The organism is Xylanibacter caecicola (assembly GCF_013166515.1).
Classification (GTDB): domain Bacteria; phylum Bacteroidota; class Bacteroidia; order Bacteroidales; family Bacteroidaceae; genus Prevotella; species Prevotella caecicola.
Window position 1 is genome coordinate 23246 of sequence record NZ_JABKKJ010000018.1, and the last position, 25934, is coordinate 49179.

Genomic DNA, 25934 nt, shown 5'->3' on the forward strand with positions numbered 1-25934 from the left:
CCGGTGTATTTATATCTTGTATATAAATCTGCTATTCACCCTCGTGACATACCCGTCAGCATTTATTCTTTATCTTATATACATAGGCATCTATCACGGCAACGGCAGTGATATTGACGATATCCCTTACCGAACATTCGAAATCGGTGAAGTGTATTGGTTTGTTAAGCCCCATCTGTATCGGCCCGATTATCTCTGCATCCATGTCAAGCGCCTGCAACAGCTTGTAGGCATTGTTGGCACTGCTGAGGTTTGGGAATACAAGAGTATTTACATTCTTGCCGTTAAGACGTGAGAAAGGATACTTCTTGTCACGCAATTCCTTGTCCAACGCAAAGTTAATCTGCATCTCTCCGTCTATCGCAAGGTCGGGATACTGCTTCTGCATCTCCTCAACGGCAGCATGAACCATAGCCGGACTTCCGCCCTCGTCGGTACCGAAGTTAGAATAGCTTATCATCGCAATCTTGGGAGTCTCGTTGAAGAAGCGCACCGTCATGGCACTAAGCTTCGCAATATCCATGAGAACCTCCTGGTTGGGATGTCTGTTGATAAGCGTATCGGCGATATAATACACTCCTTTCTTTGTGTTAAGGATGTGCATTGTGCCGAAATGTTTGTACTCGGGACGTATGCCTATAACCTCCTTTGCAACCTTTATGGTATTTGAATATTTAGTGTAGAGACCTGTTATAAATGCGTCTGCCTCACCTGTTTCCACCATCATCATACCGAAATAGTTGCGCTCGAACATCTTGTCGTTTGCCTCTTCGAATGTATAGCCCTGACGCTGACGCTTCTCAGACAATATCCTTGCATAGCGTTCACGGCGCTCACTCTGATTGTCATGCCGCAGGTTTACTATTTCTATGCCGTCAAGACTTAGTTCAAGCTCTTTGGCAAGTTTCTCTATCCGCTCGTCATTGCCAAGCAATATGGGGCAACATATTCCCTCCGCCTTTGCCTGTACGGCAGCCTTGAGCATTGTGGGATGCAGGCCTTCGGCAAACACCACGCGTTGCGGATGCTTGCGTGCAGTGTCATAAAGTTTCTGTGTGAGTTTTGTTTCCTGCCCGAGCAACTGGCGCAACTGCTGCTTGTATGCCGTCCAGTCCGTTATCTGCGTACGCGCCACACCACTGTCCATTGCCGCTTTTGCCACAGCAGCCGAAACTTCTGTTATAAGTCGCGGGTCGACAGGCTTCGGTATGAAGTATAAGGGACCGAACGTAAGATTATTTACCTTGTACACATCGTTCACCACATCAGGCACAGGCTGCTTGGCAAGATCTGCAATGGCATTCACGGCAGCCAGTTTCATCTCTTCGTTGATAGCCGTTGCATGAACGTCAAGCGCACCACGGAAGATATAAGGGAAACCTATCACATTGTTTATCTGGTTGGGATAGTCGGAACGTCCGGTGCTCATGAGCACGTCGGGACGGCTTGCCATGGCATCTTCGTATGATATTTCCGGTACGGGATTGGCAAGTGCAAAGACAATAGGCTGATCTGCCATGGAGCGCACCATGTCTTGTGTCAGCACGTTTCCTTTAGACAAGCCCACAAAAACGTCGGCTCCCTTAACCGCTTCCTCAAGCGTATGCACATCGCGGCGGTCGGTTGCAAACTGTTTCTTTTGCTCTGTAAGATTCTCACGATCGCTCGTAATTACTCCTTTCGAGTCGAGCATGAGTATGTTCTCTGTCCTTGCTCCGAGGGCAACGTACAGTTTGGTACATGATATTGCCGCTGCTCCGGCACCGTTTACAACGATTTTCACCTTGGAAATATCCTTGCCGTTCACCTCAAGAGCATTTTTAAGTCCGGCGGCCGATATTATAGCCGTGCCGTGCTGGTCGTCGTGCATCACGGGAATGTCGAGTGTGCGTTTGAGACGCTCTTCTATATAGAAACATTCGGGCGCTTTGATATCCTCGAGGTTTATGCCTCCGAAAGTCGGAGCAATCTTCTCCACTGCCTCACAAAACTTTTCCGGATCCTTTTCTGCCACCTCTATGTCAAAAACATCGATTCCACCGTATATTTTAAACAGCAGTCCCTTTCCTTCCATTACGGGTTTGCCGCTCATTGCGCCTATATCTCCAAGTCCGAGCACGGCAGTACCGTTGCTGATAACGGCAACAAGGTTTCCCTTATCCGTATATTTATATGCGTCATCAGGATTTTTTTCTATCTCAAGACAAGGATATGCCACACCGGGAGAATATGCAAGACTGAGGTCGGTTTGTGTACTGTAAGGCTTCGTAGGCTTTACTTCTATCTTGCCCGGTCTGCCACATTCGTGATATTCCAGTGCAGCTTCTTTTGAAATCTTAACCATAATTATTGATAATCGTTGGAAAAACTAATAAGAAACAGTCGCTTTCAGACTATTATTATTTTAGTAAATAACTCTTGCAAAAGTAATAAAAAACACGATAACACGAACAGATTTTAAAATAATTTATTAACTTTGCGATGAAAACGTATTTCTTATGCATAAAAATAAGATAAACAATACATCCGACGGCAGAAACGGTCTGAAACGCAAGATACTTGAAACCGCGATGGAACTTTTCAAGAAAAACGGCGTAAAGAAAATCAAGATGGACGACATAGCCAATAATCTGTCGATATCGAAGCGCACGTTATATGAAATATACGGCAACAAGGAGATACTGTTGCTTGAATGTATTAAATACAATGATGAACGTCTTGAACAAGATCTTGAATGCTATGCCGATAAAGCTGAAAACGAGATAGACATCATTGTGTATTTCATAAAGAACAAATTACACGAGCTTGACACCACAAGCCCTGCTTTTTTCTGTGACATAAACAAATACCCCACCGTTGTCGACTATCTGCACAGGACTCATCACAGCGATAACAAATCAGACAGGCATGACTTTTTTCTTAAAGGTATTGAGCACGGTTTCTTCATGCCTTCATTCAATATAGAGATTATATCCAAGTTTATCAACATCACAATGAAACATGTAATAGAAACGGAAATGTACAGAAAATACTCATTAAAAGAGATTTTCCATAATCTCATATTGCTGATGATACGCGGATGTTGCACAGAGAAAGGTATCAGACAGCTTGACAAATTTCTTGCTGAAAACCGATAACAGAGAACAGCACATATTTTATATTAAAAGACGAAAGACGACCTTTCGCCGTCCCAAAGACGGCTTTTCAGGTTGCAAAAGGAGGCATTTCGCACAACAAAACACGACCTTTGAAAGGCGAGAAGCAACATACTGTAAATCAACATCTTACAACAGGTGAAAATAAAGCTATGCTTTAGAGGTCGTAAAGCATAGCTTTACACATGGTAAAGCTATGCTTTTTGAATCGTAACCCTATTGCTTTTATTATTTCACAACAGTTTTTACTTTTCAGGTGTCATATCATGACTTGCCGGACACCCTATATCTATACATACGCAAACCGTATGCAGCCACCACGGCAAAGCATATTAGCGGCAGGATGAACGACACGTTGACAGCCGGAAGCGAGAATACTTCCTTCATGTCTATTACCGAAGCCTGCAAAGGAGGCAGCACGCTGCCGCCGAGTATCGCCATGATAAGACCAGCCGCACCAAACTTTGCATCGTCGCCAAGTCCCTGAAGAGCTATTCCATATATAGTGGGAAACATAAGAGACATACATCCGCTGATGCCCACAAGGCAATATATGCCGTAACGGTTCTGGAAGCATATAACGCCGGCGGTAAGCAGTATTGCCCCAAAGGCAAGTATTGCGAGGAGCTTTCCGGGATTTATGTACTTAAGGAAATATGTACATATAAAACGTCCGCCGCACGACAGTGCCATGGCGCATATATTATACTGTTGGGAAAGCACTTCTGCATCGCGCTCACTCATGCCTTCCTGCATGAAATAGTGCGTTCCATACTGTATAATGAACGTCCAGCACATTATCTGGGCACCCACATAGAAGAACTGGGCTATCACTCCTTCGCGATAACGCTTTATTCCGCAGATGCGCTTAAGCGTAGGTATGAAGTTTATGTCATGACTCTGATCGCCGTTCTTTGGCATGCGCACCAAGAAAATAACAACGAACATCACCGCTATTACGGCAGCAATGATAAGATACGGAGTTATCAGCACAGAGAGGTCTGCCTCTTTCAGCGCGTTGAACTCTGCATCGTCGAGCAATGCTCTTGCATCGGTGTCGCGCGGATCAAGACGCGCCTGTATGAAGTTCATTGCAACATACATGCCGAGAAGCGACCCCATGGGATTGAAACACTGTGCGAAATTAAGCCGGCGTGTCGCCGTCTCTTCCGTACCCATAAACAGGATATACGGATTACAGCTGGTTTCGAGAAAAGACAAGCCGCATGTAAGGATAAAATATGCTATGAGAAAATACTCGAAAGCTCCTATCATCTTTGCCGGAAGGAAAAGAAACGCACCAAAAGCATAAAGACCGAGTCCCATGAGTACTCCAGATTTATACGAGAACTTGCGTATGAACATGGCGGCAGGAAACGCCATGGCAAAATAACCGCCATAGAACGCTACTTGAACCAGCGTCCCGTCGGTGACGCTCATGCGGAATATCTTTGAAAAAGCCTTTACCATAGGGTTGGTAATGTCGTTGGCAAAGCCCCAGAGCGCGAAACATGACGTGACAAGAATAAACGGGAGGACATAACTTACCCCGTCTTTACTTAATATAGATTGTTTTGACATGCTGTATTTTATTAAGGCATAAAAAGAAGAACGGGGTTGTGTCAATAAGGAGATAAAGGGAGACATGAGAAGATAAGAGTAGATAAAAGACGTATGCTTTATTGCCTGATCCAAGACAATTGTCCCATATCTTCCGTGGCGTCAGCCACATAACTTCTACTATATTCCTTTATCTTCTTGTTTTTAACACAGCCCCGCCATGTTTTTTATTTATAGACAGGACCGAAATTCTCACATGCCCTGAAGTCCGCACCTTCCTTGTCCATACCGAAAGCGTTCCATGCGGCAGGACGGAATATCTTGTCGTCGTCCACATTGTGCATGCAAACCGGTATGCGGAGCATTGATGCAAGCGTGATAAGGTCGGCACCGATGTGTCCGTAGCTTATCGCACCATGATTGGCACCCCAGTTGTTCATCACGGAATATACATCCTTGAAAGCGGGTTTGTCGCAAAGACGCGGCACGAACCATGTTGTAGGCCATGTGGGATCGGTACGTTTGTTGAGCACCTCGTGTATCTCCGGATCAACGTCTGCCGTCCATCCCTCGGCGATTTGCAGCACCGGACCAAGTCCTTTCACAAGGTTCAGACGTGCCATAGTTACGGGCATTCCTCCCTTTGTAAGGAAGTTTGAAGAGAAACCTCCGCCACGGAAATAGTCTCTGTCTGCCGGACACCAGTTTGTTGCAGCAAGACAAGCCTCGGCATCCTTGTCTGTCATCTCCCAGCACTGTTTCATTACAGGATTTCCTTCGGCATCTGTACTGTATCCGGTTCCGTCAAGTGTTGTAGCTCCGGAGTTGATAAGGTGTATCATACCGCCAGATGCACGCCCTGTAAGTTCCTTGCCTGTTACACGCTTCACAGCCTCCGGACTCCAGTATGTACGCACGTCGGAGAATATTGCGGCACGGTTTGTAAGCAGATGTTCGAACAACATCGTAAGTCCGTTGCAGCAGTCGTTCTCCGTTGCAAATACGTATGCCTCGCGTATACCGTTCCAATCGAACGATGTATTGAGTATTGTCTCGCTAAAATCTCCGTTAGGCAGGAAGTCCGTCCACTGGCGCTGTCCCTGGAAACCGCCTGCTATGGCGTTGTGTCCCAATGCCTCTTCCTTGTATCCTGCCTCAAGCAACTTCGGGTTTCCGGTCATGAGGTCGCGGATAATCATGGTCATCTTGACAACAAACTCCCAGTCCTCGTCCTTGCCCTTGCGGTCTTTCTGCTTCTCGGGCCGGTTCTTGTCAAAGCCTTCATTGGGCACACAGTATTTCTTTGTCCAAGCCATGGCTTTCTCATACTCGTCCTTATCGTATATCCCAAGCTGTATACGGCGCAACACTTCGGTCATGTCCACCTGCTCGGCACGTATGCCAAGATATTCTTGAAGGAAGTCTGCATCGACGATACTGCCTGCTATACCCATCGCAACATTGCCCACCGAGAGGTAAGACTTGCCGCGCATTGTTGCCACAGCCTGTGCCGCACGTGCCCAGCGCAATATCTTCTCAGCAACGTCTTCGGGTATGCTGTTGTCGTCGAGGTCCTGAACGTCGTGTCCGTATATGCCGAATGCAGGCAGTCCCTTTTGTGCATGAGCTGCAAGAACGGCTGCCAGATAAACGGCACCCGGGCGCTCCGTACCGTTAAAACCCCATACGGCCTTGGGATAATGAGGGTTCATATCCATTGTTTCCGAACCGTAGCACCAGCATGATGTAACGGAGATTGTGGCTCCTACACCGCATTTCTCGAATTTCTCAGCACATGCGGCAGCCTCTGCCACACGACCTATGGTACCATCTGCTATTACACACTCTATGGGAGAACCGTCTCCATTTCTTAAATTACCTGATATAAGTTCGGCAACTGCCTTTGCAAGATTCATTGTCTTGTCTTCAAGACTCTCGCGTATACCGCCCTGACGACCGTCAATGATAGGACGAATACCAATTTTGGGATAGTTTTTCATTTCTTATTTAAGCTTTAAATTAATATTTATTTATCAAGATGTTTGTCATAGGTGTTTTGTAACACACAAAAATACTAATTATTCATAACAGCACAAATAAAAAAGGCAGATTTCTTTAAATAAGAATCTGCCTTTTAGATTATATTGTCTGATGATTGATACAAATGCCTTTTCTGTACCATTCGTACAATATTGCCACTCCGTCGTCTATATCCACGGTGTGATGCCAGCCAAGACTGTGAAGTTTTGTAACGTCTGTAAGTTTGCGCGGAGTTCCGTCCGGCTTTGTATCGTCCCACAACAAAAGTCCTTTAAAGCCTATTGTATCAACGACTTTCTCTGCCACTTCACGTATGGTGACCTCAAGTCCCGTGCCAACATTGATATGGCAATTGCGTATTTCCTTGCATCCTTCGGGATATGTATCCTTAAAATCTACATTGAGAAGGACATGCACACTTGCATCCGCCATGTCCTCGCTCCAAAGGAACTCACGCATGGGCTTGCCTGTACCCCACAGGGTTACGGACTCGGGAGTTATGCCGAATTTATTCAACTCTGCAAGTATCTCTTCATCGGTATTGCTTCCGCAAACACCGTTTACCGGTCTGAGGTCAAGGTCCTTGCGCACTGCATCCCAGTCTTTCTCGTTAAGACACTTCGCAAGATACACTTTTCTTATCATCGCCGGCAACACATGGCTGTTTTCCAGATGAAAGTTGTCATTGGGTCCATACAGGTTTGTCGGCATCACGGCTACATAGTTGCAGCCGTATTGTATGCTGAAACTCTCGCACATCTTCAAGCCTGCAATCTTTGCTATTGCATACGGCTCGTTTGTATATTCAAGTTCCGAAGTAAGCAATGCGTCTTCTGCCATTGGCTGACATGCCATACGTGGATAGATACATGTGCTTCCGAGAAACAGGAGTTTCTTTACACCATGACGAAAGCTCTCACCTATGACGTTCTGCTGTATCTGCAGGTTCTCGTAAATGAAGTCCGCGCGATACTGCAGGTTTGCCATTATACCGCCGACATGGGCTGCCGCAAGCACTACGGCATCCGGTTGTTCTTCGTCAAAGAAAACCTTTACAGCTGCAGGATCCAACAAATCCAGTTCCTTATGGCTCCTGCCCACAAGATTTCTGTAACCTCTTTGTTCAAGGTTGTTCCATATAGCCGAACCGACAAGCCCGTTGTGACCGGCTATATATATTTTAGATGATTTATCCAACATGGCTTAATCCTCTATCTGTGCTTTAAGATGTATCTTCTTGACGAACTTCATGTCATGCTTTACCATAATCTTTATAAGTTCGGGGAATGTTGTCTTCGTCGGGTTCCAACCTAATTGTTTCCTTGCTTTCGCAGGATTTCCAAGCAATTGTTCAACCTCACAGGGACGGAAATATTTGGGGTCGACCTCGACAAGCACTTTTCCAGTCTCCACGTCTATACCCCTTTCGTTGACGCCTTCGCCTTCCCAGCGCAGTTCCATACCCGCCTCTTTGAATGCCAGTGTACAGAACTCGCGTACGGTATGCATCTCTCCCGTTGCAATGACAAAGTCGTCCGGTTGCGGTTGCTGAAGGATAAGCCACATGCACTCTACATAGTCACGGGCATATCCCCAGTCACGAAGGGCGTCAAGATTACCAAGATAAAGTTTGTCCTGATAGCCCTGGGCTATACGGCACGCCGCAAGAGTTATCTTACGTGTAACGAAATTCTCACCTCTGCGCTCGCTCTCGTGATTGAACAGAATGCCGTTGCAGCAATACATGTCGTAACTTTCACGATAGTTCTTCATTATCCAGAAACCGTATAGCTTTGCAACCGAGTACGGAGAACGCGGATAGAACGGTGTTGTCTCGCTTTGCGGCACTTCCTGAACCTTTCCGTAAAGTTCGGAAGTGGAAGCCTGATAAATGCGACATGTATTTTCCAGTCCGCAAATACGCACGGCCTCAAGCAGTCGAAGCGTCCCTACGGCATCTGTATCAGCCGTATATTCGGGAACGTCAAACGAAACCTTTACATGGCTTTGTGCTGCAAGATTGTATATCTCATCGGGTTTTGTCTCACCGATGATACGTATAAGAGAAGATGAATCCGTCATGTCCGCCCAATGGAGGTTGACCAAACGGGACTTTTTCATATCGCGTACCCACTCGTCAAGATACAAGTGCTCGATACGCCCTGTATTGAACGATGACGAACGGCGCAGCAATCCATGCACCTCATAACCTTTGTCTATAAGAAACTCGGCAAGGAACGACCCGTCCTGACCCGTTATACCTGTTATCAATGCAACTTTTTTCATTTTCTTTAATTACCTGTTATATAAAAAACTATTTGATTTATTCTCCTGAAAATTCCTTTATGCGCTGCTCTTCTGAAAGTTTGCATATAAGAATTTTTCCTTTTCCTTCTGCAACGATATACCCGTCAAGTCCTTGCACCACAATCTTATTGTCGCCCAATGTATGTACAATGCAGTTATGTGTGTCAAACAACGAAACATCACTGCCTATTATACTGTTGCCGTCGGCATCTTTTGGCGACAACTGAAGCAGAGAACCCCAAGTGCCGAGGTCACTCCAACCAAAATCCGCAGGATATACAAATATGTCTTTTGCCTTCTCCATTATTGCGTAATCCACAGATATGTTGTCACACATCGGAAACTTACGGTCTATCTCATCCTGCTCTTTATCCGTTCCATAAACATCTATACTCTCAAAAATATCGCTTATTGAAGGACAAAACTCACGGAACGCCTTTACGATGGTATTGACATTCCACACAAAAATACCGGCATTCCAATGGAAACTGCTGTCCTTGATATACTCACGGGCAATCTGAAGGCAGGGTTTTTCACGGAATGAGTTTACACGTAATATCTCATTGTTTGCAGACGATGGCAAAGACATGTCTGCCTGAATATATCCATAACCTGTCTCGGGACGCGTGGGTTTCATTCCGAGAGTCAATATAGCATCAGAATTTGCAGTGAAATCAAGGCTGCCTTTTATAACCCTTTCAAACTCTTTGACATTAGTAACGATATGGTCACTAGGAGACACCACTATATTTGCACACGGATCCACCGACTTTATGCGCCAGCTTACGTATGCGATACATGGAGCCGTATTACGTCGGCAAGGCTCACAAAGGATATTGCCTTCAGGTATCTCCGGCAATTGTTGCTTGACAATATCCACATAACTCTTATTGGTGACAACCCAGACATTTGCAGGAGAACAGATTTCTTTAAAGCGGTCGAACGTAAGTTGCAATAAAGAGCGCCCTACCCCAAGCACGTCTATGAACTGTTTTGGACATTCTTTCGTACTCATCGGCCAAAATCTGCTGCCGACTCCACCTGCCATTATAACAAGATGATTGTTCATACAAGACATAATAATTAAATCTAATATTAATAATGTGCAAATATACTTATTTTAATATTCGCAGAAAAATAATGGCAAGTGTCGGACAAAAGTCCGGTGCGCAATGGCTGTGCCAATTCTTTGATGCAAATATACGAAAAAGTATTCTATACAGAACTATATATCTACAAAAAATACCGGTTATATGGTATATAAGTATTACCATACAACCGGATTTATATCAAATAGAAACTACTTTATCAACAATACATGTTTACTATTGCCTCATAAAGTTCCTGCTTGCCTGAAGTCTGCTTAGGCTCACCTGTCTGCTTTGAATATGCAACAAGTTCCTCGAGAGACATCCTGCCCTCTTCAAACTCCTTACCCTTACCTGCATCGAAAGAAGAATAGCGCTCCTTGACCATATTGCATATCGGAGAGTTCTCAATGAGATCAGCAGCATTCTCCAATGCACGCGCCATTGCATCCATTCCTGCAATATGAGCAATGAAGATATCTTCAAGGTCGGTTGAGTTGCGGCGTGTCTTCGCATCGAAGTTTGTACCGCCGTTACCAAGACCTCCATTACGGATAATCTGCATCATTGCCTGAATAAGTTCATAGTTGTCTATCGGGAACTGGTCTGTATCCCAACCGTTCTGATAATCTCCGCGGTTAGCATCGATAGAACCGAGCATGCCGTTGTCTACAGCCACTGCCAATTCGTGCTCGAATGTATGACCGGCAAGTGTTGCATGGTTTACTTCAATATTAACCTTGAAATCTTTTTCCAGTCCATGTGCTTTCAAGAAACCAACAACTGTTTCCGTATCAACATCATACTGATGCTTTGTCGGTTCCATTGGTTTCGGTTCAATAAGGAAAGTGCCTGTAAATCCCTTGCTGCGTGCATAGTCGCGTGCCATTGTGAGGATACGTGCCAAATGCTCTTTCTCACGTTTCTGGTCTGTATTCAACAAGCTCATATAGCCTTCACGACCGCCCCAGAATACATAATTTGTACCGCCGAGTTCGATTGTTGCGTCGATGGCATTCTTTATCTGAACGGCTGCGCGTGCAACAACATCAAAATCAGGATTTGTAGCAGCACCGTTCATATAACGTGCGTGGCTGAATACGTTTGCCGTACCCCACAGCAGTTTTATACCGGTTTCTTCCTGCTTCTTCTTCAGATATGCAACAACTTCTTTCAGATTTGCTTCATATTCTTCTATTGTGTCTGCCTCTGTGCACAGGTCTACATCATGGAAACAGTAGTATTCGATTCCCATTTTCTGCATAAACTCAAAACCGGCATCAGCCTTATCTTTGGCAGCCTGAACCTTATCGGGGTTACCGTTCCATGGGAACTGTTTTGTTGTGCCTCCAAACTGGTCGCCACCTTCTGCACAAAGTGTATGCCACCAAGCCATTGCAAACTTCAACCAGTCCTTCATCTTCTTACCCATTACAACCTTTTCTGCGTCATAATAACGGTAAGCCATAGGATTTTTACTGTCTTTACCTTCGAACTTTATCTGTCCGATTTCTGGAAAATACTCTTTAGCCATAATCTTGTGTTTTAATATTTATAAAAACTATATTATTACTTAGTATCGTGTTTTAATTCTTGATCATGCTCTCCAACCGGCATTTCCACTTGGAATATGCTTCAAGATATTCTGAACGCAAGTGCTCATCGGGTTCTATGACGGCAAGCTTGTTCAATGTGGCAAAAGCTTCATCGTTGTTCTTGTATATGCCGCAACCTATGCCGGCGCCTTTTGCAGCACCGATGCTTCCGTCTGTCTCATACAGCTCGATTGTAGCACCGCTTACTCCAGCCAGTGTATCGCGGAACAACTTGCTCAGGAACATATTTGCCTTTCCTGCATGTATCTTACGTATATCCATGCCCATCTGCTGCATTATCTCCATTCCATAACAGAAACTGAACACTATGCCTTCCTGTGCGGCACGCATAAGATGAGCCTTGCCGTGCTTGTTGAAGTTTATGCCGTTGACAGAACATCCCACTTCACGGTTTTCCAACACTCTTTCCGCACCATTGCCAAACGGAATAATAGTGACGCCATCGCTTCCAATCGAAACAGAATCTGTCATTTCGTTCATTTCTGCATATGATATACCCTCTGGCGCGATATTCCTTCTTACCCAGGCATTCAATATACCGGTACCGTTTATACAAAGCAACACTCCAAGACGGTCAAGGTCTTTCGAGTAGTTTACATGGGCAAACGTATTGACACGGCTCTTCTTATCATAGTTTATGTCACCCAAAACGCCATATACCACACCAGATGTTCCTGCCGTAGATGCAATCTCGCCCGGATTAAAAACATTCAGACTGAGAGCGTTGTTGGGCTGGTCGCCGGCACGATAACTTACCGGAGTTCCTTCTGCAAGCCCCAGCTCTGCAGCGGCAACGGCGTTTATCTCACCCTGAATGCTGAAAGTCGGGACAATATCGGGCACCATTTTGCTGTCAAAGCCATAATAATCCAACAGGAAATCTGCCGGTTTCTTTGTCTTAAAGTCCCAAAGCATGCCCTCGCTAAGTCCGCTTATCGTAGTATTTGCTACACCGGTCAAGCGCATGGCGATATAGTCTCCGGGCAACATGAACTTGTCTATACGCTCGAACGTCTGCGGCTCGTTCTCCTTTACCCACGCCAGTTTGGCAGCCGTAAAGTTGCCGGGCGAATTCAACAGATGCGAAAGGCACTGCTCAGAACCAATCTCGTTGAAAGCCTTGTCGCCATAGGGAACAGCCCGCGAGTCACACCATATTATAGAAGGTCTTAAAACCTGTTGTTCTTTGTCTACACAAACAAGACCATGCATCTGATATGAAATACCCACTGCCTTTATGTCAGAACCTTTGACATTTGCATCCGACATGATCTTCTTAATACTCAACTTGGCGTTATCCCACCACATTTGAGGCTCTTGTTCTGCCCATCCTATCTTCTTAGCCATTATCGGAGCTTCTTTCTCCGGATAGAAAGCGGAAGCTGCACACAGACCATTATCAATATCGACAAGCGATGCCTTTACAGACGAACTGCCGATATCAAGTCCTAATAAATATTGTTTTGACATAATCGTAATATTACTTTATTATACATAGTACGTACAACAAACAACATTCCCCTCCTTTTTTTACCGCTATTTTAATATATAATCATCAAACTCCGGAATATTTCCAGCTTTTCCCGCCAAGACCAACAGGCACATCAATGGCATTGACGGCACTGTCGCCATATTGATATCCCTTATATCTGTCGCGAGAAATATCCACTAAATGGGGTTTCCTATGACACTTGTGACGCTTATGACACTTTTCTATATAAAGAGCTGTGGAATATAAAATATGTATCCTTTAAAGGAAGGGTATTTATTAATATATAGAATGTTATAAGAAATGGCGTCATAATTGTCACAAGTGTCACAAATGCCATTCCTGATTATACCCTCCATTCCTTGCAATCTCATAAAGTGCGCCACTTCACACCGTAAACCTACGCACATTGCAGCGTGATATTACGCACTTTGCAGCGTGATGTTACGCACATTACAAGCTAAAGTGGCATACTTTACGTGAATAACGTGGATGGATAAATCCACCAAAACCACGCGAATTATAAATTACAAATTGTCAATTATAATTTGATTTTCGTGTTATTTTGCCAAATTAAAAACGTCGTCTGAAAGTCTTGTTCTACGTATTAAAATCTGTTAATAGTAATAGTAAATGACGAACGGTCCTGCATTTTGTTATAAACGAACGTGCTTTTTATAAGAATAGCACGTGCAAAAGAGGGGAAAGTACGTGCTTTTGCAGTCTGAAATGCCGCCTTTTGCAGTCTAAAAGGGCTGCTTTTGAAACGTAATCAGGCAACTTTCGTATCCCAAACAATGCACATATACTTGTTTTTAGTCGTAACATATTGATATCAAACACATTCTGCCTGCACGCGAATTTAGGCGTTATTTGGCTCCAACAAGCTTCTTGTTTCAGAATATCGCAGTATTTCGGGGTTATGAAAAATCAAAAAGAAAGGAAAAAGACTGATATAACTAATTATTGATAATTGATAATTTAGAATTGGGGCGTAAGGGAAAGAGGGTGCTAAAAATAATAAGATAAATTGAAAACACACATCAACGTGAAGTTGATTTATTCATATTCCTTCTTAAATAATCAAACCCACATTATCTTATAACAATATCAAAACAAAGACAATGAAGTGTCCTCTACCTTTCGGGGTGCTTCCTCTTCTTTCTCATCCTCGAACAGAAACATAAGCTGTCCCCTATCCCCGGATGTCACATTAAGACGATAAAAACCACGGACACCGGTCTTTTCGATTATCGAACTGCGAGTCTTGCTGTTTTTATACAGATACTGCTTGACATAGCGATAGACATCTTCAAAACATAACGTTCCGAAGAATGAGTTATGTGTATTGAAGACATGACGGGCTATCTTGTGAACACAAAGTCCCTCGGTGCCTGCCTCTTTCAGAATATTCAGTATATCGCGCTCGTAGTCCATTTTTGAAAAAAGGTCGGTAACAATAATTTACCGACCTTTCTTTAAATATTATCTTTACTGTTAAGCAAGAACAATCTTATCTTCCTGTTCTTTAACCTTACCTTCTTTAAACAACCAACCTATACCAAGAAGAACTTCTTCTGTTGATATATTGGCAACTTTTGCTATCTCTGCAACACTAAGTGATTTCCCTGCTGCAGCAAGTGCCTGATAAACGTCTCCTGCTCTAAAACCAACGTTTTCCGCATTAATAACAACCGCTGTCTTCTTTGCAATTGTCTTTTTTGTAGCACATGCTCTTTTTACCGTTGTCTTCTTCTCTGTTGCAGCCTTTGTTGCTGCTACTTTCTTTTCTGCCATAATAATTAATTTAGACCTCTATTTATTTCAATCTTTCGATTAATTGTGCTGCAAATATAATGCTTTGGCACGAAATGGTAGTATTTTCCTACAAATAAATTACGTTTATACAGTATTTTAACACATTTGCCAACAAATCTATTGACCTAAATCAACTTTAATTTGCAATTCGTCAAGTTGCTTTACATCAACGGCAGAAGGAGCATCAAGCATTACATCACGACCGCTGTTATTCTTTGGGAATGCAATACAATCACGTATACTGTCAAGCCCAGCCATTATCGATACGAAACGATCCAGACCAAAAGCCAATCCGGCGTGCGGAGGTGCTCCATACTTAAACGCATTTATAAGGAAACCAAACTGAGCCATTGCCCTCTCAGGAGTAAAGCCGAGAATATTGAACATCTTCTCCTGTAAATTACAGTCATGAATACGCAGACTTCCTCCTCCTACTTCAATGCCATTGCATACAAAATCGTATGCCATTGCACGCACTCTTTCAGGATGCTCGTCCAACAAAGGTATGTCATCCGGATTAGGCATTGTAAACGGATGATGAGTTGCCATCAGTCTCTGCTCTTCATCACTCCATTCAAACAACGGGAAATCGACAATCCACAAGCATTCGAATTTGTCTTTGTCACGCAGACCAAGACGATCACCCATTTCCAGACGTAAACTGCACAACTGAACCCGTGTCTTATTTGCATTATCACCGCTAAGTATAAGAACAAGGTCACCTTCTTTTGCCCCCATTACTTCTTTCAGACTGTTCCATACTTCGGGAGCGTAAAATTTATCTATACTGCTTTTAATGCTTCCGTCCTCATTATACTTAACATACACAAGTCCTTTGGCGCCAACCTGAGGTCTTTTAACAAAATCCGTCAACTGATCAAGCTGTTTACGCGTATAGTTCGCACAACCGGGTACGCAAATGCCACCGATATATGCTGCATCATTGAATACCGAGAACGAGCCCGTGCCTTTCAGAGTATCCATAAGTTCCACGAATTCCATACCGAAACGTATATCCGGTTTATCACTTCCATACAGGCGCATTGCGTCATGCCACGTCATCTGCTGTAACTTTTCAGGAAGATCCACTCCACGCACTTCTTTAAACAAGTGGCGTGCCATGTCTTCAAAAAGGTTTATCACATCATCCTGATCAACGAAAGACATTTCACAGTCTATCTGTGTAAATTCCGGCTGACGGTCTGCACGCAGATCTTCATCACGAAAACATTTTGCAATCTGGAAGTATCTGTCAAATCCACTTACCATAAGCAACTGCTTCAGTGTCTGCGGACTTTGCGGCAATGCGTAGAATTGTCCCGGATTCATACGGGAAGGAACTATAAAATCACGTGCTCCCTCCGGAGTACTACCTATCAATATAGGTGTTTCCACTTCTATAAAGTCCTTTGAATCGAGAAAATTGCGTATAAGTATAGTCATGCGATGACGCAACTCCAAATTAGCACGTACAGCTGGACGGCGTAAATCAAGATAACGGTATTTCATACGTATGTCGTCTCCACCGTCCGTATTGTCCTCTATTGTAAACGGAGGTGTAAGACTTTCACTGAGAACCGACAATTCTGAAACGATTATCTCAATGTCACCGGTAGGAATATTTTTGTTCTTGCTCTGCCTTTCACTTACAGTACCGATTGCCTGAATACAATATTCACGACCAAGTTTATTCGCCTTGGCAAATATATCGGCATCGAGTTCTTCATTGAAAGCCAACTGAGTTATACCGTAACGATCGCGCAAATCAACGAAAGTCATACCTCCCATTTTACGGCTACGCTGCACCCATCCGGCAAGTTTTACGTTCTTGCCTACATCAGAGATACGCAGTTCTCCACATGTGTTCGTTCTATACATAAGTGTTCTATATATTTTGATATGCAAAATTATAAAAAAATGTAGAACAAACAAAAGATTATTAATGCTAACTATTAAATAAGAACAAGAAAGTTTTAATGACAAGCATCAGTCATGCGCATAGGCAGCAAGTACTCCTTCCTCTTCAAAAAGTTCTATTGTTCCGCCTATCCATTCAGTAAAAGGCAACTCTTCCGAGAAATGGTAATATGACCTGACCGTGCCATTTTCTATTTCAACAACACCATTGACAATGATATTTCCACGTATTACCAGTCTGTTTGCAGCAAATCTACCTGTACCTTTCAACAACATAACAATCGTCAAACCGATTAACTTCGAATATTAAATAAATAGAACTACATAAATATATGTTGAAATCAAAAATACAGAATTACGGTCTGCGGATAGTTCTCATGCCGGGATTGGATATTCTTACGGGATGGGGAGTTACACCATTCACTCCTCCTGCCATACTGCCTCTGCCTGTTCCTGTATTTTCATTAAGAGTATCACCACTGTTTATGTTCTGCTGCCCGTTTGAATGTATGTTTGAGTCAGAAGTATTGTGAAGTCTTACCAACCGTATATTATCCACAAACATCATCTTCATAGTGGAAAAAGAAGTATTTTGATTTTTTGTCAGAAAGATAAAACCATATACATCCTTTATTCCTATATTTCCATCATCAACGACATTCAGTGTATAATGAGAATCAGAAGACATGTGTATCGTGCGCGACACAACACTGTCATTAGACAAACGTACCGCCAACAGAGCCACACCGTCTTTGGTTCCGTCCTGATAAATGAAATGCGTATCGAAACTCAGAACCATTCTGTCTCCCTTATGGAATGCGGTATCTGCCTTTATTGCATAGGACAATACATTATAAGGCATCCCGGTATGCAAGACACAAGAACGTTCTTCATTCCACACATCGGCTGTGTCTGAATGCGAAACAGACGAGCCAAACTGCTGTAAATCCCCGGCAGAAGCTCCCATACCTATAGCAGCATTGCCAAGACGTTTTTCTATATTTTCATAAATCGAATGTAATCTGTCTGCATGGCGTGCATAATAGACTAAAGACGAATCAAACTCTGATTGGGTCACACCATGTTTTTTCAATACCGCAAGTTTGTACAGCCTATTGTTATACGCCTGTTCCTGAACTTCTCCGTATTCACAATTAGCCATGCCGTCTGCCATATAGTAGTCGTAAAGGATATTTTCCATATCTCCCGGCTGTATGTATCCGGAAGGTACACGCGGCTTACACGACAGCAAGACAACCGCCATTGCGAGACACAACACTATAAAGCAGTCTTTCTTCATTGTCTCTTAAATGTAATTTGTGACAGTTCGTTACGGCAAAATAATATCAACGACACAACACCAACACTGATACAGGCATCGGCAAAATTGAACACAGGACTGAAGAATATAAATTCATCTCCTCCAAAAACCGGAACCCATTCGGGCCACGTAGTGACTATGAGCGGAAAATAAAACATATCCACCACCTTGCCCATAAGGAAAGAGGAATATCCCTGTCCGAAAGGCACCATATACGATACATAATAAGGCGACGAAGCATTGAATATAAGCCCATAGAACATACAGTCAATAAGATTTCCCAAAGCTCCGGCAAAGACAACAGACAAAAGACAGATATACAAAAGACGTGCCTTCCGCCTTATCTGCACGCATATATAATATCCGAGCGCACTTATAGCCAGAACACGGAACAGACTGAGCACCAGCTTGTTTATAAAAGTCATGCCGTATGCCATTCCGTTGTTCTCTATAAAGTTTATATAGAACCAGTCTGTTATTCTTATCGACTCATACAGACACATGCCCGTTTTGACCTCAATCTTTATGATCTGGTCTATAATCAGGACAAGAACAATTAGTATGCACGCGGACAATCCGCGTGCATACGATATAATATATCTGTTCATTTATCCCTTCCTCGCATTCTTTGATGCTACGCTCAAAGTTGCATGAGGAACCACACGCAGACGTTCTTTCGGAATAAGTTCTCCTGTCACACGATCTATTCCGTATGTCTTTTTCTCTATACGTATCAAGGCAGCTTCAAGTCCCTGTATGAATTTCTGCTGACGTGCGGCAAACTGTGTCAGTTCCTCTTTTGTCTGAGTTGCGCTCCCTTCTTCCAGAATTTTATATGTAGGCGATGTATCCTCCACATCATTTCCATCTGCATTCATCAGTGTGCGCATCATCTGATTGTAGTCACGGCGTGCCAAAGCGAGCTTTTCATTGATAATTGCCTTGAACTCTTCAAGCTCTTCATCTGTATAACGTTTTTTCTCTGCCATAATCATCAGTTGTTAAGTTATATAAGTTTATAAAGTTCCGAAAAATTATCTTCACTTTATTTTTTCTCCACTTTAATATTCAAGTTGAACGTATCGAACTGGAATTCCGGTCCGTCATTGTCTGCCAAAACAATGTCATCAGCCAAGACCTGTCCCTTTATATATTCCGAATATGCTTCCACGGCCTCTTCAACCTGATCTACAGAAGTTATAATCACATTTATACGGTCTGTTATTTCCAGTCCCGTATCTTTCCTTATGTTCTGTATACGGTTTATCAGTTCACGTGCCATACCTTCCTTTCGTAGTTCGTCACTGATCTCAACTTCAAGAGCAACTGTCAGATTGCCTTCGTTGGCAACAAGCCAGCCCGGAATGTCTTCGCTGATAATCTCTACATCTGCGATATCCACCACAACACTCTGTCCTTCCACGTTCAACTCTATAGAAGAGTTCTGCTCAAAAGATGCAATATCCTCCTGAGTGAGGTTTTCCATTCCGGCTGCAATGCTTTTCATCAGCTTTCCGAACTTCTTACCCAAAGTACGGAAGTTACACTTCACTTTCTTGACAAGCACTCCCGAACCTTCTACAAAATTAAGTTCCTTGACATTAACCTCATTCATTATCAACTCCTTGACAGCACATATATATTCTTTTTGTCTGTCATCTACAGCAGGTATCATAATGCTCTGCAGAGGCTGTCTCACCTTGATGTTTACTTTACGGCGCAAAGCAAGTGTCATGGACGTAATCTTCTGAGCCATTCTCATACGCTCTTCCAGCTCACTGTCTATAAGACTTTCATCTGCAACAGGATATTTTGCCAAGTGTACGGAACAGACATTGTCACGTCCGGTAACCTTTATCAGATCCATATAAAGCCGGTCTGCATAGAACGGAGCAAACGGAGCCAACAGTTTTGCCACGGTTTCAAGACATGTATATAATGTCTGATATGCAGAAAGTTTTTCCTTGTCCATATCCTTGCCCCAGAAACGTTTGCGGTTAAGACGCACAAACCAGTTGCTGAGGTCATCATTCACAAATGTATCGATAAGACGTCCTGCACGTGTCGGATCATAACTGTCCATTTCCTTTTCAACACCTTTTATAAGCGTATTCAGAACAGACAATATCCAACGGTCTATCTCAGGACGCTCATCCACTGGTATTTCCTGTTGCGAATAGTCAAATGCATCAACATTTGCATATAGCGCAAAGAAACTATAGGTATTATACAATGTGCCGAAGAACTTACGGCGAACCTCGTCAACACCATTCGGATCGAACTTAAGGTTGTCCCATGGCTCCGAGTTGGTCATCATATAAAAACGCACGGGGTCTGCACCGAATTTGTCAATCATGGTGAAAGGATTTATAACATTACCCACATGCTTTGACATTTTGTTACCTTTAGAGTCAAGGACAAGTCCTGTCGAGATTACATTCTTAAATGCAACAGAATCAAACACCATTGTCGCTATGGCATGAAGCGTAAAGAACCAGCCTCGTGTCTGATCCACTCCCTCATTGATAAAATCAGCGGGGAATGCCTTTCTCTCGTCTATAAGTTCGCGGTTCTCAAAAGGATAATGTACCTGGGCGTATGGCATGGAACCGGAATCAAACCATACATCGATAAGATCAGACTCACGTTTCATAGCCTTACCGCTATCACTTACAAGCACGATGTTGTCTACATACGGGCGATGAATATCTATCTTATCATAATTCTCACGGCTGTAGTCACCGGGAACAAAGCCCTTGTCCTTCATAGGATTGCTCTGCATGATACCGGCAGCAACAGATTTTTCTATTTCATCATAAAGCTGCTGCATCGAACCTATACATATTTCCTCTCCGTCTTCATTACGCCATATCGGAAGCGGTGTGCCCCAATATCGGCTGCGCGACAGATTCCAGTCGTTAAGGTTGTCAAGCCAGTTTCCGAAACGTCCTGTTCCGGTACTTTCCGGTTGCCAGTTTATAGTTTTATTAAGTTCGCTCATGCGCTCTTTCTTGGCAGAAGAACGTATGAACCAAGAGTCAAGAGGATAATACAACACAGGTTTGTCCGTGCGCCAGCAATGAGGATAGTTGTGTACATGTTTCTCTATCTTCAGCGCAGTGCCTTCCTGTTTCATCTCCATACACAGTACGATGTTGAGGTCTTCGGCTTTCATCGCCGCTTTCTCGTCATACTTGCCATCGGAATTGAATGCCGGAGAATAAGCGTTCTTTACATAGTCGCCGGCATGTTTTGCGTATGCTTCTGCATTCAGGCAACGTGCAGCGAACTCACTGTCAAGTTCGTCCATAACATAGTACTTACCTTCCAAGTCTACCATCGGACGTGTATCGCCTTTCTTGTTGATAAGGAACAACGAAGGTATTTCCGCATCCTTGGCAACCTTGGCATCGTCCGCACCAAATGTAGGAGCTATATGTACGATACCGGTACCGTCTTCCGTCGTCACATAGTCGCCGGGGATTACGCGGAACGCCTTGCTGCCCATTTCCACAAACTTGTCCTTACCGTTTTCGCCAACGAAAACTTTCTCAGGATATTCCTCTGCATATGCTTTAACAAAGTCCGGGGCATTCTCGTCGACCTTTGCAGAAGGCTTTACCCAAGGCATAAGCTGTTCGTATTCCATACCGACAAGTTCCTTGCCTGTATATTCACCTACGATACGATATGGGATTATCTTGTCGCCGTGCTTATATGCCTCCATATCAGCATCTTTGCCTTCTGCCTTGAAATAAGCGTTTACAAGAACCTCAGCCATTATAACGGTTATCTTTTCATCGTTATAAGAGTTGTATGTCTGCAATGCCACATATTTTATATTAGGACCTACGCAAAGTGCCGTATTTGAAGGAAGTGTCCATGGCGTTGTTGTCCATGCTGCAAAATAAGCGGTTCCCCACTCTTTCCATTCTGCCTTTGAATTGACAACCTTGAACAGAGCCGTAGCGGTTGTATCTTTAACGTCACGGTAGCAACCGGGCTGGTTCAGCTCATGGCTCGACAATCCTGTACCGGCAGCTGGGCTGTATGGCTGTATAGTATAGCCCTTGTACAACAGTCCTTTATCATAAAGTTGCTTAAGGAGCCACCAAAGCGTCTCTATATATTTGTTGTCATAAGTGATATAAGGATTGTCCAGATCGACAAAATATCCCATTTCTTCCGTAAGCTTGCGCCACTCCTCAGTATACATCATCACGTTCTGACGGCACTTACGGTTATAATCTTCCACCGATATATATTTATCACTGGCATGATTGTCGATGTCAGCCTTTGTTATGCCCAGTTCCTTTTCTACACCAAGTTCAACAGGAAGTCCGTGAGTATCCCATCCTGCCTTGCGGCGGACCATATATCCCTTCATCGTCTTATAACGGTTGAACGTGTCTTTTATCGCACGTGCCAAAACGTGATGTATACCGGGATGACCGTTCGCTGATGGAGGTCCCTCGAAGAATACAAACTCCGGACATCCCTCACGCTCGGATATTGTCTTGTGAAAAACGTCATTCTCATTCCACGATGCTAGAACCTCTTTGTTGGTCTCAACAAGATTAAGACCGTTGTGTTCGGCAAATTTGCTGGTCATATATCTATATATTTATTTTTTATACAATTATGTTTGAGGCGCAAAGTTAAAAAAAAAATCTTCATAACCAATGATTTGTCATAAGTTTAAAATTATTTTAACGCGAGTGCATAATGAAGTCATCTAAACTTTTATGAGATTCAATATTTGCCTTTATTTTTTTGAGGGTGTTTTTGCACTTGAAAAGGGAGTATAGCAGGCTACTCGACCGATGAAAGGGTAAAAACAGACCAAAAAGAAAGGTAAAGATTGGATTTAGAAGATATAAAAGTTTAAGATTTTTATTCGTCATAAAAGTTGAGATGACTTCAATATGCTCTAATATGTTTTACCGACAATAACCCTATGGTTTACGAAGCATAAAGCATAGCTTTACGGTGCCTAATGCATAGGGTTATGATGTCTAAAGCATAGGGTTACGAAAGATAAATAAAAAGGCGGTTATTGTATCATCTACAATAACCGCCCTACAATACAGAACTTATTGGTTCATACTGCTTCCGGCTATTATTTCAACCACAAAAGAACCGGAACAGCCAACCTTAATCCTTAACAATCTCTTTATCTTAAAAACCTACCTTATATATCTATATCTTTTCATCCCATTTTCTGAATGCAAAAATACAGTGTTTACAAAAAATATTATCAATTACAGGTATAAAAAAATAATATTATTCACGTTCTTTTGACATATATCATCTCACCCGTAATCTGTCACCCACCTTAAGGTTATAATCGGGAGACAGCCCGTTCATTTTATACAGACTCTTTAGTCTTATACCATATTTCTGAGATATGGAATACATGCTTTCCCCATGCTTAACCGTATGCGGGCGTCTCTTATATACTTTATCCGCCTTCTTCTGTTTTTTCTTTAAATATATTATCTCGCCAACGCGCAATATTCCGTCCTTGTCACGCTCATTATATCTTGCAAGCTTTCTATATGAAATCCCCACTTCCTTGGCTATTCCACGGAACGTATCTCCCTGTCTTACCGTCAGATAGTAGTTCTTGTTATATTTATGTATCGGATGCAACGTGCCGCCTTTCTTTGCCGGAACATCCTTAGACAGATGGTCTGCCATGAACCTGTCGTATGTCTTCGCCGTGTCATACCGATACAGCTTGTACAGTTCTATGATGCCTATCAGCTTCTGCGCATATGCCGGATTTGTAGCATATCCACAAGCCTTGAGACCTTTTGCCCACCCTTTATAGTCGGTTATTTTCAACGAGAACAGACTCTGATAGCGTTTTTGCTGCGAAAGGAAGCGGCTATGGTCCTCATAACTGTCACGTACATTGTCGTATGCTCTGAAACACTCTTGCCGCTCATCATCGTCGTGGTATGTTTTCGCCCCGGTCCACCCGTGACATTTTATGCCGAAATGATTATTACCTTTCCTTGCAAGGTCGCTGTTTCCCGCTCCGCTTTCAAGAAGTCCCTGTGCCAGAGTTATGCTTGCCGGTATCCTGTATCTCAGCATCTCCTCTATGGCAAGGTCGCGATACCGGTCGATATATGCCTGATAACGTGAGTTCCACTTCATCTGTGCCAAACCCGAATAAGAAAACAACAGACTTATCAGGATAAATATGTATTTCTTCATTTTGTGCTTTCTATTACATTATGCTTATCAATGCAAAAATACTATAAATCATCGGTTTGTCAAAATTACATATCAATATATTTGATAATTATACCGCCAAGCTTTATCTTTGCATGAAAACAAAGGATTATCCGAAAGACTATAACGCCTGTACAGGCATATCAGATAATATTAACATCATCATAAACAGCTTAATATGTAATCATGGAAATCGGAATAAAATTCAAATCGGAACTGAAAGTCACCGAAGCCGACACGGCTGTATCTGTAGGAAGCGGTACGCTTAGAGTGCTTGCCACACCTGTTGTAATAACACTCATTGAAAAGACGGCATGGAAAAGCATTGACAGATATATGGACAACGGCTGTTGTACTGTCGGAACAGCACTGGACATCGAACACCTTGCACCCACACCGGTAGGCATGACCGTAACTTGCGAAACTACACTGACTGCTGTCGACGGCAGAAGGCTTGTATTCCAAGCAGAGGTTAACGATGCCGACGGACTTACAATTGCCAAAGGCACACACACGAGATTTATCGTAGACGGTAACAGATTTCAGGAAAAGGCAGACAAGTTATTGAACGACAAATAACATGAAAACTTAAATTAACATTGCAAATATACATAAATAAAAAAAATAAGGTAACTTTGCCGAAAGTTAATAACCAAGTTAAAAACATTGGAATATGAAAAAGATCATTGCAATATCATTTATGTTTATATTTGCCGTGACAACAATCATGGCACAGTCTGCTGCTGAAATAAAGTTCGACAAGCTGACACACAACTTCGGAACATTTTCCGAAAACACACCGGTACAGAAATGCACATTTACTTTTACAAACACCGGCAACGCGCCTTTGGTCATCAATCAGGCTGTGGCAAGTTGCGGATGCACCGTGCCCGAATATACCAAGTCACCTGTGGCACCCGGGCAGAGTGGCAAGATAACTATTACATACAACGGTAAAGGCAAGTTCCCCGGACATTTCAAGAAAAGTATAACCATACGTACCAATGCTGCCACCTCAATGGTACGTCTATACGTTGAGGGGGATATGCTGGAAGCTAAATAATACTGAAAACAACGAACCGGCAAAGTTTGCGGGTTTTATAAAGACATAATGAGATGGCGATGATGCTTTTTGAACTGCATTATCGCCATTTTTTTATTTTGCATAGATTTACTTCAACCTATGTTTTAAACCGCGAAAGCACTGCATCTCGTCACAATATCAAAACAATATCCCCACTGTGCTCCCACACAGTGAAGATTCCAAATCGAAGTGCAAAATTTTGATTTAGGAATTACCTCTTTCAGAGTATTGTCCGTCCTCTCTTGGGGGCGCGCCCCCAAGAGAGGACGGAGCCAAAGTTTTTAACTGACAAAACA

Annotated in this window: 20 protein-coding genes; 3 read left to right on the forward strand and 17 right to left on the reverse strand. The window is 43.1% G+C overall.

What is annotated here, in order from left to right:
• Positions 1-55: 55 nt before the first annotated feature.
• On the reverse strand, positions 56-2344 hold the full coding sequence (locus tag HPS54_RS09840) for an NADP-dependent malic enzyme (RefSeq protein WP_172345282.1): 2289 nt from the start codon (positions 2342-2344) through the stop codon (positions 56-58).
• Positions 2345-2498: 154 nt separating this feature from the next.
• Between HPS54_RS09840 and HPS54_RS09845 the strand changes: the two genes are divergently transcribed.
• Entirely contained in the window at positions 2499-3137 is a 639-nt protein-coding gene (locus tag HPS54_RS09845; RefSeq protein ID WP_172345283.1) for a TetR/AcrR family transcriptional regulator, read from the forward strand.
• Positions 3138-3419: 282 nt separating this feature from the next.
• On the opposite strand, the gene fucP is transcribed toward HPS54_RS09845, so the two are convergent.
• From fucP to HPS54_RS09925, 16 genes are all read right to left on the reverse strand, one after another.
• On the reverse strand, positions 3420-4736 hold the full coding sequence (gene fucP / locus HPS54_RS09850) for an L-fucose:H+ symporter permease (protein WP_172345284.1): 1317 nt from the start codon (positions 4734-4736) through the stop codon (positions 3420-3422).
• Positions 4737-4942: 206 nt separating this feature from the next.
• Positions 4943-6715 (reverse strand): L-fucose isomerase, encoded by a 1773-nt coding sequence (fucI, locus tag HPS54_RS09855; protein WP_172345285.1) that lies wholly within the window; start codon positions 6713-6715, stop codon positions 4943-4945.
• Positions 6716-6854: 139 nt separating this feature from the next.
• A complete protein-coding gene (locus tag HPS54_RS09860) occupies positions 6855-7955 on the reverse strand; it encodes a GDP-L-fucose synthase family protein (RefSeq protein ID WP_172345286.1) in 1101 nt (366 codons plus the stop codon).
• A gap of 3 nt (positions 7956-7958) precedes the next feature.
• Positions 7959-9041 (reverse strand): GDP-mannose 4,6-dehydratase, encoded by a 1083-nt coding sequence (gene gmd / locus HPS54_RS09865; protein ID WP_172345287.1) that lies wholly within the window; start codon positions 9039-9041, stop codon positions 7959-7961.
• 37 nt (positions 9042-9078) lie between these two features.
• Entirely contained in the window at positions 9079-10140 is a 1062-nt protein-coding gene (locus tag HPS54_RS09870) for a mannose-1-phosphate guanylyltransferase (protein ID WP_172345288.1), read from the reverse strand.
• A 230-nt stretch (positions 10141-10370) separates the two neighbouring features.
• On the reverse strand, positions 10371-11687 hold the full coding sequence (gene xylA, locus HPS54_RS09875) for a xylose isomerase (RefSeq protein WP_172345300.1): 1317 nt from the start codon (positions 11685-11687) through the stop codon (positions 10371-10373).
• A 49-nt stretch (positions 11688-11736) separates the two neighbouring features.
• Positions 11737-13236 (reverse strand): xylulokinase, encoded by a 1500-nt coding sequence (locus HPS54_RS09880; RefSeq protein WP_172345289.1) that lies wholly within the window; start codon positions 13234-13236, stop codon positions 11737-11739.
• A gap of 1129 nt (positions 13237-14365) precedes the next feature.
• The gene (locus tag HPS54_RS09885) at positions 14366-14692 is read right to left on the reverse strand and encodes a hypothetical protein (protein ID WP_172345290.1); all 327 of its coding nucleotides are present in this window, start codon (positions 14690-14692) and stop codon (positions 14366-14368) included.
• A 60-nt stretch (positions 14693-14752) separates the two neighbouring features.
• Complete coding sequence (locus HPS54_RS09890; protein WP_172345291.1) at positions 14753-15052, reverse strand: winged helix-turn-helix domain-containing protein; 300 nt, start codon at positions 15050-15052, stop codon at positions 14753-14755.
• Between the two features lie 138 nt (positions 15053-15190).
• Complete coding sequence (gene aspS, locus HPS54_RS09895; protein ID WP_172345292.1) at positions 15191-16951, reverse strand: aspartate--tRNA ligase; 1761 nt, start codon at positions 16949-16951, stop codon at positions 15191-15193.
• A 108-nt stretch (positions 16952-17059) separates the two neighbouring features.
• Positions 17060-17278 carry a hypothetical protein gene (locus tag HPS54_RS09900; RefSeq protein ID WP_172345263.1) on the reverse strand — a complete coding sequence of 73 codons (219 nt, stop codon included), beginning with the start codon at positions 17276-17278 and terminating at the stop codon, positions 17060-17062.
• Positions 17279-17345: 67 nt separating this feature from the next.
• A complete protein-coding gene (locus tag HPS54_RS09905) occupies positions 17346-18290 on the reverse strand; it encodes a DUF4296 domain-containing protein (RefSeq protein ID WP_172345293.1) in 945 nt (314 codons plus the stop codon).
• Positions 18287-18919 carry a lipoprotein signal peptidase gene (locus tag HPS54_RS09910; RefSeq protein WP_172345294.1) on the reverse strand — a complete coding sequence of 211 codons (633 nt, stop codon included), beginning with the start codon at positions 18917-18919 and terminating at the stop codon, positions 18287-18289. The genes HPS54_RS09905 and HPS54_RS09910 overlap by 4 nt, the downstream gene beginning before the upstream one ends.
• Positions 18920-19300, reverse strand: coding sequence for a TraR/DksA family transcriptional regulator (locus HPS54_RS09915; protein ID WP_172345295.1), 381 nt, complete (start codon positions 19298-19300; stop codon positions 18920-18922).
• Positions 19301-19356: 56 nt separating this feature from the next.
• The gene (gene ileS, locus HPS54_RS09920; RefSeq protein ID WP_172345296.1) at positions 19357-22923 is read right to left on the reverse strand and encodes an isoleucine--tRNA ligase; all 3567 of its coding nucleotides are present in this window, start codon (positions 22921-22923) and stop codon (positions 19357-19359) included.
• Positions 22924-23618: 695 nt separating this feature from the next.
• Positions 23619-24536, reverse strand: a complete 918-nt coding sequence (locus tag HPS54_RS09925; RefSeq protein ID WP_172345297.1) for a glucosaminidase domain-containing protein — start codon at positions 24534-24536, stop codon at positions 23619-23621.
• 204 nt (positions 24537-24740) lie between these two features.
• Between HPS54_RS09925 and HPS54_RS09930 the strand changes: the two genes are divergently transcribed.
• Complete coding sequence (locus HPS54_RS09930) at positions 24741-25133, forward strand: thioesterase family protein (protein ID WP_216653071.1); 393 nt, start codon at positions 24741-24743, stop codon at positions 25131-25133.
• Positions 25134-25227: 94 nt separating this feature from the next.
• Complete coding sequence (locus tag HPS54_RS09935) at positions 25228-25617, forward strand: DUF1573 domain-containing protein (RefSeq protein ID WP_172345298.1); 390 nt, start codon at positions 25228-25230, stop codon at positions 25615-25617.
• Positions 25618-25934: the final 317 nt, after the last annotated feature.

Excerpts from the sequence above, each read along its gene's own strand:
- fucI (WP_172345285.1), bottom strand. The coding sequence starts at position 6,715 with ATGAAAAACTATCCCAAAATTGGTATTCGTCCTATCATTGACGGTCGT.
- HPS54_RS09935 (WP_172345298.1), top strand. The coding sequence starts at position 25,228 with ATGAAAAAGATCATTGCAATATCATTTATGTTTATATTTGCCGTGACA.
- HPS54_RS09870 (WP_172345288.1), bottom strand. The coding sequence starts at position 10,140 with ATGTCTTGTATGAACAATCATCTTGTTATAATGGCAGGTGGAGTCGGC.
- aspS (WP_172345292.1), bottom strand. The coding sequence starts at position 16,951 with ATGTATAGAACGAACACATGTGGAGAACTGCGTATCTCTGATGTAGGC.
- HPS54_RS09845 (WP_172345283.1), top strand. The coding sequence starts at position 2,499 with ATGCATAAAAATAAGATAAACAATACATCCGACGGCAGAAACGGTCTG.
- fucP (WP_172345284.1), bottom strand. The coding sequence starts at position 4,736 with ATGTCAAAACAATCTATATTAAGTAAAGACGGGGTAAGTTATGTCCTC.
- HPS54_RS09905 (WP_172345293.1), bottom strand. The coding sequence starts at position 18,290 with ATGAAGAAAGACTGCTTTATAGTGTTGTGTCTCGCAATGGCGGTTGTC.
- HPS54_RS09860 (WP_172345286.1), bottom strand. The coding sequence starts at position 7,955 with ATGTTGGATAAATCATCTAAAATATATATAGCCGGTCACAACGGGCTT.
- gmd (WP_172345287.1), bottom strand. The coding sequence starts at position 9,041 with ATGAAAAAAGTTGCATTGATAACAGGTATAACGGGTCAGGACGGGTCG.
- HPS54_RS09910 (WP_172345294.1), bottom strand. The coding sequence starts at position 18,919 with ATGAACAGATATATTATATCGTATGCACGCGGATTGTCCGCGTGCATA.
- HPS54_RS09885 (WP_172345290.1), bottom strand. The coding sequence starts at position 14,692 with ATGGACTACGAGCGCGATATACTGAATATTCTGAAAGAGGCAGGCACC.
- ileS (WP_172345296.1), bottom strand. The coding sequence starts at position 22,923 with ATGACCAGCAAATTTGCCGAACACAACGGTCTTAATCTTGTTGAGACC.
- HPS54_RS09840 (WP_172345282.1), bottom strand. The coding sequence starts at position 2,344 with ATGGTTAAGATTTCAAAAGAAGCTGCACTGGAATATCACGAATGTGGC.
- HPS54_RS09915 (WP_172345295.1), bottom strand. The coding sequence starts at position 19,300 with ATGGCAGAGAAAAAACGTTATACAGATGAAGAGCTTGAAGAGTTCAAG.
- HPS54_RS09880 (WP_172345289.1), bottom strand. The coding sequence starts at position 13,236 with ATGTCAAAACAATATTTATTAGGACTTGATATCGGCAGTTCGTCTGTA.
- HPS54_RS09930 (WP_216653071.1), top strand. The coding sequence starts at position 24,741 with ATGGAAATCGGAATAAAATTCAAATCGGAACTGAAAGTCACCGAAGCC.
- HPS54_RS09890 (WP_172345291.1), bottom strand. The coding sequence starts at position 15,052 with ATGGCAGAAAAGAAAGTAGCAGCAACAAAGGCTGCAACAGAGAAGAAG.
- HPS54_RS09925 (WP_172345297.1), bottom strand. The coding sequence starts at position 24,536 with ATGAAGAAATACATATTTATCCTGATAAGTCTGTTGTTTTCTTATTCG.